At 69.7% G+C, this 4,205-nt stretch carries 2 protein-coding genes and 1 pseudogene; 1 reads left to right on the top strand and 2 read right to left on the bottom strand.

Annotated elements, in window-relative coordinates; all coding sequences use genetic code 11:
* The first annotated feature begins 29 nt into the window (after window positions 1-29).
* Window positions 30-2,781 (top strand): annotated as a pseudogene (locus R1101_RS27250) (bifunctional acetate--CoA ligase family protein/GNAT family N-acetyltransferase).
* Between the two features lie 102 nt (window positions 2,782-2,883).
* Here R1101_RS27250 and R1101_RS0117235 read toward each other — a convergent pair.
* Complete coding sequence (locus tag R1101_RS0117235; protein WP_016934612.1) at window positions 2,884-3,846, bottom strand: sigma-70 family RNA polymerase sigma factor; 963 nt, start codon at window positions 3,844-3,846, stop codon at window positions 2,884-2,886.
* 168 nt (window positions 3,847-4,014) lie between these two features.
* A partial coding sequence (locus R1101_RS27245) for a DUF7782 domain-containing protein (RefSeq protein WP_037223945.1) occupies window positions 4,015-4,205 on the bottom strand: 191 nt, incomplete at its 5' end.

Raw genomic sequence — 4,205 nt, 5'->3', positions numbered from 1 at the left:
GCTGCTCGGCCTGGACCCGGAGGATCCGCGTGACTGATCAGCAGAATCCCGCGGCGGGATCGAGCACCGATCCCGCGAAGGCTGCCGCGACGGCGAGAGAGACCGACCCGGCTCGCGAACGCGCCCTCGCCCGGGCACGCGCCTATCCGCGGCACTGGGTCGCCGACGTGCTGGCCTCGGACGGCGGCGTCGTGCACCTGCGGCCGATCGTCCCCGAGGACGCCGAGGGGATCGTCGCCTTCCACAGCAAACTCTCCGAACGCACCCGTTATCTGCGGTATTTCGGTCCGTATCCGACGATCTCGAAGAAGGACCTGTTCAACTTCACGGTCGTCGACCACCGCTCCCGAGTGGCGTTCGTCGCGGTGCTCGGCGACGAGATCATCGCCGTCGGCCGATACGAAGGACTGTCGAACGAGGGCGACGGACTTTCCGCGGAGGTGGCCTTCACCGTCGCCGACGCCCACCAGGGACGCGGCCTCGGCCCGATCCTGCTCGAACATCTCGCCGGCGCGGCCGCCGAGAACGGACTGCACACCTTCGTCGCCGAGGTCCTCGCCGAGAACCGGCACATGATCACCGTCTTCCGGGAGGCCGGCTACCAGGTCAGCCGCAGCTTCGAAGGGGGAGTGGTCCGTCTCGAGTTCGCGATCGACCCCACCGAGGCACTCGTGTCGGTGCGCAACGCCCGCGAACGCGCCGCCGAGGCGCGCAGCGTGCGCAACATCCTGAGCCCCGCCAGCGTCGCTGTCATCGGCGCCTCCACCGACAGCCGCAAGGTGGGCAACGCCGTGCTGGTGAACATGCTGCGCAGCGGATTCACCGGACCGGTCTACCCGGTCAACGCCGAGAACCGGTCGGTCCGGGGTGTCCGCGCGTACCCCACCGTCCGCGACATCCCGGACGAGATCGACCTCGCCATCGCCGCCGTGCCGGCCGAATCCATCGACTCGGTGCTCGACGACTGTCTCGCGAAGGGCGTCAAGGCGCTGCTCGTCGTGTCGTCGGGTTTCGGTGAGACCGGACCGGAGGGCCGCGACGCCGAGCGCCGCCTCGCCCTCGCCGCACGGTCGCACGGCATGCGGCTCATCGGCCCGAACGCACTCGGGGTGGCCAACAACGACCCGGCGATCCGCCTCAACGCGACTCTCGCGCCCGTGCTCCCGGCCGCCGGCAACGTGGGTTTCTTCTGCCAGTCCGGTGCGCTCGGCATCGCGATTCTGGACGAGGCCGCCAAGACCGGGGTCGGACTGTCGTCCTTCGTCTCGGCGGGCAACCGCGCCGACCTGTCGGGCAACGACCTGCTGCAGTACTGGGACACCGACCCCGCGACCGAGGTGGTGCTGCTCTACCTCGAGAGTTTCGGGAATCCGCGCAAGTTCTCGCGCATCGCCCGCCGGGTGGCGCGCAGCAAGCCGATCGTCGCGGTCAAGAGCGGCCGACACGCGGTTCCGCCCGCGCTCGCCGCGCGGACCGGCGAGATGGACGACACCATCGTGCGCTACCTGTTCGAGCAGGCGGGCGTGGTGCAGGTCGAGTCGATCGGCCAGCTCTTCGACTCGGCACTGCTGTTCGGCTATCAGCCGTTGCCGGCAGGACCGCGGGTCGCGGTGGTGGGCAACTCCACCGCTCTCGGAGTGCTCGCCGTCGATGCCGCACGCGGACAGGGACTGCAGGCCCCGGACGCAGTGGATCTCGGCGCGCAGGCGTCACCGGAGGAGTTCGCCGAGGCGGTCGCGCGGGCGCTCGAATCATCCGACGTCGACTCGGTGATCGCGGTCTTCGTCCCGCCGGTCGCCGTCGACGTCCAGCCCTACGCCCAGGCGCTGCGCGACGCCGTGGCCGGGTCGGAGAAGCCCGTGGTGACCACCTTCCTGGCAACCGAGGGCATCCCCGACGTCCTGGCCGTGCGCGGACCGGACGGCAGTCCGACCCGTGGATCCGTGCCGTCCTATCCCGGTCCGGAACGGGCTGCGCTGGCGCTGGGACGGGCGTGGCGGTACGCGAAGTGGCGGAGCCGGCCGCCCTCGCAGGTCGTGCGGCCGGCCGGAATCGATCCCGAACGCGCCCGTGCGCTCGTGGACGGCTGGCTCGGGACGACACCCCGAAGGCCGGTACCTGTCGGACACCGAAGCGGCCCTGCTGCTGTCCTGCTACGGCGTGGAGGTCGCGGACTTCCGTGCGGTGACCACCGAGGACGAGGCGGTGGCGGCGGCGGAGGAGATCGGATTTCCGGTGGCGGTCAAGGCCACCGGCGCGCAGTGGCGGCACCGGCCGGACCTGAGCGGTGTCCGGCTCGATCTCGTGGACGCCGACTCGGTGCGGATCGCGTACTGCGACCTGGCCGCAGTGTCGGGGGAGCCGTTGATGCACGTGCAGCGGATGGCACACAAGGGCATCGGCTGCGCGATCCGTGTGCAGGACGACCCGTCCTTCGGCTCGCTGATCTCCTTCGGTCTCGCCGGTGTGATCTCCGACCTGCTCGGCGACCGCGCCTATCGTGTGCTTCCTCTCACGGAGGACGAGGCGGTCGAGTTGATCGATGCGCCGAAGGCCGCCCCGCTGCTCTCGGGTTACCGGAACGCGGCACCGGTGAACAAGCCGGCGCTGGTCGATTTCGTCCAGCGGATCTCGGCACTCGCCGACGACCTCCCCGAGGTGCGTGAGCTGGTGTGCGAGCCGGTGCTCGCCTCGGTGGTGGGGGCCGAGCTCACCGACGCGCACGTACGGATCGGGCCCGAACCGCATCCGCTCGACCTCGGACCGCGCCGGCTGCGCTGACGGCAGCCGGAGGGGACAACTCGTCGGACACCATCCCGGACAGCAACGATCCCCGAGAACCCAGCCCGGTTCTCGGGGATCGGATACCGCTGACGCGCCCGGTCAGCTGGCGTAGGCGCGAAGGCGCTCGGCGCGATCTCCCTCGCGGAGCTTGGACATCACCTCGCGCTCGATCTGGCGGACACGCTCACGGGAGAGCCCGAAGAGCTTGCCGATCTGATCGAGGGTGCGCGGCTGACCGTCGTCGAGGCCGTAGCGCAAGCGGATGACCTGCTGTTCGCGCTCGTCGAGCGTCGCGAGGACGCTGCGGACGTCGCTGTGCAGGAGGCCGGCGATGACGGCGGTCTCGGCGGATGTCGCCTCGGCATCCTCGATGAAGTCGCCCAGCGGGGCCTCCTCGTCGTTGCCGACGGGCATGTCGAGGCTCACCGGGTCGCGGCTGTGATCGAGCAGATCGGCGATCTTCTCGACGGGGATGCCGGACTCCTCGGCGAGTTCCTCGTCGGTCGCCTCGCGGCCGAGCTGCTGATGCAGTTCGCGCTTGATGCGGGCGAGCTTGTTGACCTGTTCGACCAGGTGGACGGGGAGCCGGATCGTGCGGCTCTGGTCGGCCATGCCGCGGGTGATGGCCTGACGGATCCACCACGTCGCGTAGGTCGAGAACTTGAAGCCCTTCGCGTAGTCGAACTTCTCCATCGCACGGATCAGGCCGAGGTTGCCCTCCTGGATGAGGTCCAGCAGGGGCATCCCGCGTCCGGTGTAGCGCTTCGCCAGCGAGACGACGAGACGCAGGTTGGCCTCGAGCAGGTGGCTGCGAGCGGCCTGTCCTTCACGGACGATGATCGCGAGGTCGCGCTTCTTCGCGGCGGACAGGCGCTTCTTCGTCTCGAGCAGGTGCTTGGCATACAGGCCGGCCTCGATCCGCTTTGCCAGTTCCACCTCGTCGGCTGCGGTGAGCAGAGCGGTCCGTCCGATGCCGTTCAGGTAGACGCGAACGAGATCGGCGGCGGGGCTCTGACCGTCGAGGTCGGAATCGAAGCGAGCGGTGGTTTCGGGGCGTGCCATGACGTGCCTCCTCATCGGTGGTGTCTCACAGGGTTCAACGAGCGGCGAAGCCGTGGAGTTCCCGTCGGTCTTCGAATACCACCGCGCTGACCTGCACCAACCCGATGAGCTCCTGAGAAGTTGCTGAGAGAACCGAAGGGTGGAACCTCAGACGCACCCCGGCGAGCGTCAGGCGGGCTCGATCAGCCCGTGACGCACGAGCCCGTGCACGAGACCCACCGCCCGGGCGAGCAGATCGTCCTCGTCCTCACCGTGCGCGGCCGCGAGCAGCGACACGAGATCCCCGAGGGGCAGGCCGTCGGCGCGCATCCCTCCGAGCAGCGCGGCAGCGAGATCGTCCACCTCGTGCTGCCAGGCCG

It is taken from the genome of Rhodococcus sp. R1101, from assembly GCF_000278445.1.
Lineage (GTDB): Bacteria > Actinomycetota > Actinomycetes > Mycobacteriales > Mycobacteriaceae > Rhodococcus > Rhodococcus gordoniae.
This window is presented reverse-complemented; position numbering and strand designations above follow the sequence as displayed.